This window comes from Spirillospora sp. NPDC049652, from assembly GCF_040675125.1.
GTDB lineage: Bacteria > Actinomycetota > Actinomycetes > Streptosporangiales > Streptosporangiaceae > Spirillospora.
In genome coordinates, this window is the sequence record NZ_JBFAOF010000612.1 from 1 (window position 1) to 4,451 (window position 4,451).

Here is a 4,451-nt window from a genome sequence, read left to right on the forward strand (position 1 = left end):
GGCGCCGGACCAGCGGCGCGGGGCACCCGCCACGAGCCCCCGCACGGGGTTCCGGCACCGTTCCGGCGTGGGACTTGGCGCGAACGCGCCCCCGCGCGGTAAGCGTGCAGTAGAACCAGACAAACGACAGCGGCAGTAGCAGAAGAGGGACTTACCAGTGACGAAGGCACCGACGCGCCTGTGGGGCGGCCGGTTCGAAGGCGGCCCGTCGGACGCGCTCGCGCGGCTCTCGGTGAGCGTCCAGTTCGACTGGCGGCTCGCCCCCTACGACCTGATGGGCTCGCGCGCCCACGCCCGCGTGCTCAACCGCGCCGGCCTGCTCACCGACGACGAGCTCGACCGCATGATCGGCGCGCTCGACGACCTCGAGGAGGCGTGCCGCAAGGGCGACTTCCGGCCCGCCGTCGCCGACGAGGACGTGCACACCGCCCTCGAACGCGGCCTGCTCGACCGCCTCGGCGCGCTCGGCGGCAAGCTGCGCGCCGGCCGCTCCCGCAACGACCAGGTCGCCACCGACCTGCGCCTCTACCTGCGCGACCACGCCCGCCAGATCGTGTCCCGGCTGGTCGAGCTGGAGACCGCGCTGATCGCCCAGGCCGAGCACAACCTCGGCGTCGCCGCGCCCGGCATGACCCACCTGCAGCACGCCCAGCCGGTGCTGTTCTCCCACCAGCTGCTCGCCCACGTGCAGCCGCTCACCCGCGACATCGCCCGGATGCGCGACTGGGACAAGCGCGCGGCCGTCTCACCCCTCGGCTCCGGCGCGCTCGCCGGCTCGTCCCTGCCGCTCGACCCGCAGGCCACCGCCGCCGAGCTCGGCTTCGACTCCGCCGCGCCCAACTCCATGGACGCCGTGGCCGACCGCGACTTCGTCGCCGAGTTCCTCTTCGTCACCGCGCTGGTCGGCGTCCACCTGTCCCGGCTCGGCGAGGAGATCTGCCTCTGGGCCTCCCAGGAGTTCCGCTGGATCGAGATGGACGACACCTACGCCACCGGGTCGTCGATCATGCCGCAGAAGAAGAACCCCGACGTGGCCGAGCTCGCCCGCGGCAAGGCCGGCCGCCTCATCGGCCACCTCGTCGGGCTGCTCACCACCCTCAAGGGCCTGCCGCTCACCTACAACCGCGACCTGCAGGAGGACAAGGAGGGCGCCTTCGACGCCGTCGAGACGCTCCTGGTCGTCCTGCCCGCCATGTCCGGGCTGATCGCCACCATGCGGATCAACACCGAGCGGCTGGAGGCGCTCGCCCCCGAGGGCTTCGCCCTGGCGACCGACCTCGCGGAGCTGCTGGTCCGGCGCGGCGTCGCCTTCCGCGACGCGCACGAGATCGTCGGCCACCTCGTCGTCTGGTGCCAGGTCAACGACAAGGACTTCGGCGACCTCACCGACGACGAGCTCGCGAAGGTGTCCCCGCACCTCACCCCGGACGTGCGGGAGGTGCTGAACGTCCCCGGCGCCCTCGCGTCCCGCAAGGCGCACGGCGGCACCGCGCCCGACCGCGTCCGCGAGCAGCTGGACGCCCTGCGCGCGCAGGTCAACGAGCACGCGGCCTGGGCCTCGGGCAACGACTCCTGAGCCCCGGCGACGACCCCTGGACGCGGTCCCTGGCCGCCCGGCCGGCCCCGGACCGCGCGCGATCATCGTCCGCGCGCGGTCCGGGGGCCGGTACGGTGGAATCCGGCCGAACCGGGACGATCATGGTGGGGGAATGGACGGAGCACCGCTGCCGAGGGACTTCTTCGACGCCCCCGTGGAGACGATCGCGCCGCGCCTGCTCGGCAGCGTCCTGGTCCACGCCACCGACGAGGGAGCCGTCGCCGTCCGCCTGACCGAGGTCGAGGCCTACGCCGGCCCCCGGGACCCGGCCTCGCACGCCTACCGCGGCCAGACCGCCCGCAACGCCGTGATGTTCGGCCCGCCCGGCCACGCCTACGTCTACTTCACCTACGGCATGCACTACTGCGCCAACCTGGTCTGCGGTCCCGCGGGCACGGCCTCGGGGGTCCTGCTGCGCGCCGGAGAGATCGTCGGCGGCGAGGAACTGGCCGTCGCCCGGCGCCCCCGCTCGTCCGTCCGCGACCTCGCCCGGGGCCCCGCCCGGCTCTGCAACGCCCTCGCCATCGCCCGGGCGGAGAACGGCCTGGACGTCTGCGACCCGGACGGTCCCCTGCGCATCCTGCCCGGCGACCCCGTCGACCCCGCGGCGGTCCGCTCGGGACCGCGCGTCGGCGTGAACGGCGGCAAGGACACGCCCTGGCGGTTCTGGATCGACGGCGACCCGACCGTCTCCGCCTACCGCCCGCACGTCCCCAGGCGGCGCCCGGCGGCACGCTCCTGATCCGTCCGCACGCAGGTCAGGCCCGCACGCCGCCCGGAACCCCCTCAGCCGAAGCCGAATATCGTTAGCCTGTGCACCGTTCATCGGGAACGCTGGTGAACGTAGGAAATAGCAAGCCGGAGACGAGGGAGACCGTGACCGACATCCTGGACGATCTCGCATGGCGCGATCTGATCGCGCAGTCCACCGACCTGAGTGAACTGCGGGCCCTGCTCGCCGCGGGGCCGGTCACGCTCTATTGCGGGTTCGATCCGACGGCGCCCTCGCTGCACCTCGGCAACCTCATCCAGATCCTCACCCTGCGCCGCTTCCAGCGGGCCGGGCACCGGCCCATCGGCCTGGTCGGCGGGGCCACCGGCCTCATCGGCGACCCCAGCGGCAAGAGCGCCGAGCGGGTGCTGAACACCGAGGAGACCGTCGCGGGCTGGGTCGAGCGCATCCGCGGCCAGATCTCCAGGTTCCTGGACTTCGACGAGAGCCCGACCGGCGCGACGATGGTCAGCAACCTCGACTGGACCGGCCCCATGTCGGTCATCGAGTTCCTGCGGGACGTCGGAAAGCACTTCCCGGTGAACAGGATGCTCGCCCGCGAGACCGTCAAGGCGCGGCTCGAGTCGTCCGGGATGAGCTACACCGAGTTCAGCTACGTCCTGCTGCAGTCCATGGACTACCTGGAGCTGTTCCGCCGGCACGGCTGCGTCCTGCAGACCGGCGGCAGCGACCAGTGGGGCAACCTCACCGCCGGCGTCGACCTGATCCGGCGCGTCGAGGGCGGCACCGCGCACGCGCTCACCACCCCGCTGCTCACCAAGGCGGACGGCTCCAAGTTCGGCAAGACCGCCGGCGGCGAGACCTACTGGCTCGACCCCGAGCTGACCTCGCCGTACGCCTTCTACCAGTTCTGGATCAACGCCGACGACCGGGACATCGAGAACTACCTCAAGGTCTTCTCGTTCAGGTCCCGGGAGGAGATCGAGCAGCTGGTGAAGGACGGCGCCGAGCGTCCCGCCGCCCGCATCCCGCAGCGCGCGCTCGCCGAGGAGATGACCACGCTCGTGCACGGCGCGGACGAGACGGCCGCCGCCATCGCCGCCTCCAAGGCGCTGTTCGGTCAGGGCGAGCTCCGCGAGCTGGACGAACGGACCCTCGCCGCGGCCCTGTCGGAGGTTCCGCGCACGGAGGTCCCCGCCGGTGACCTGCCGCCCGTCGCGGACCTGCTCGCCGCCTCCGGACTGTGCAAGAGCAAGTCGGAGGCCCGGCGTGCGATCGCCCAGGGCGGCGCGTACGTGAACAACGCGAAGGTCGAGTCGGACGACGCCGTCCCGTCCGCCGACGACCTCCTGCACGGCCGTTTCCTGGTGCTGCGCCGAGGCAAGCGCAACATCGGCGGCGTGGAGGTCGTCCGCTCCTGACCTCGTACGACGAAGGCCCCATCCGTGATCACGGGTGGGGCCTTCGGTATGCGACGGGGAAAAGCTCGGTAGATTCACGTCACAGTGCGGTCACGGGGAACGCCGCGAAAGCGCCCACAGCCCCTCGTGCACAGGCTCTGAGCTGGAACTCTCCGGTCGTGGCCGCTGATTTGACGGTCTTGCCGACCGGATCTAATGTTCTACCTGCCCCAAGGGGAGCGGGACGCCGACAAGGCGGCCGGCCCAAGGGGACCCCCGAACCGACACAGAGCGCCTCGGCGTTCGATGTCGCGCAGGTGGGCACTCGAAACGGACGAAGTTGTACGAATCGGACGGATCGGGTAAACTGGAGAGGTTGCCACGGAGCGAGGTTCACGGAAGTGAACGGAGCGCGTGGGTGTCCGTTTCTTGAGAACTCAACAGCGTGTTAAAAGCCAGTGCCTTTATAGATCAGGCAAGGCCTGATCGCCCCGTGCTCTGGACCTTCGGGTTCGGGGTGGGGATTTCTTTGAGGCAAGCAGCCCCTTTGGGGGTTGTTTTGCTGGGATCTTCGGATCCTCCTTCGGGTTTGGCAGGTCCCGGGTTCGCCCCTGGGGTTTGTCGTATGGACCTTGATGGAGAGTTTGATCCTGGCTCAGGACGAACGCTGGCGGCGTGCTTAACACATGCAAGTCGAGCGGAAAGGCCCCTTCGGGGGTAC

3 protein-coding genes and 1 rRNA gene are annotated in these 4,451 nt (G+C 70.8%); all 4 read left to right on the forward strand.

The genetic code is table 11. From position 1 onward, the window contains the following. The first annotated feature begins 157 nt into the window (after positions 1–157). A complete protein-coding gene (argH, locus tag AB0J52_RS29040; RefSeq protein ID WP_500185694.1) occupies positions 158–1,576 on the forward strand; it encodes an argininosuccinate lyase in 1,419 nt (472 codons plus the stop codon). A 133-nt stretch (positions 1,577–1,709) separates the two neighbouring features. Continuing rightward, positions 1,710–2,339 carry a DNA-3-methyladenine glycosylase gene (locus AB0J52_RS29045; protein WP_500185695.1) on the forward strand — a complete coding sequence of 210 codons (630 nt, stop codon included), beginning with the start codon at positions 1,710–1,712 and terminating at the stop codon, positions 2,337–2,339. A 134-nt stretch (positions 2,340–2,473) separates the two neighbouring features. Next, entirely contained in the window at positions 2,474–3,751 is a 1,278-nt protein-coding gene (gene tyrS, locus AB0J52_RS29050; protein WP_500185696.1) for a tyrosine--tRNA ligase, read from the forward strand. Positions 3,752–4,362: 611 nt separating this feature from the next. After that, positions 4,363–4,451: ribosomal RNA gene (locus AB0J52_RS29055) — 16S ribosomal RNA — on the forward strand; the annotation flags it as partial.

Coding starts and splice junctions, on each gene's coding strand:
- AB0J52_RS29045 (WP_500185695.1), top strand. CDS start 1,710: ATGGACGGAGCACCGCTGCCGAGGGACTTCTTCGACGCCCCCGTGGAG.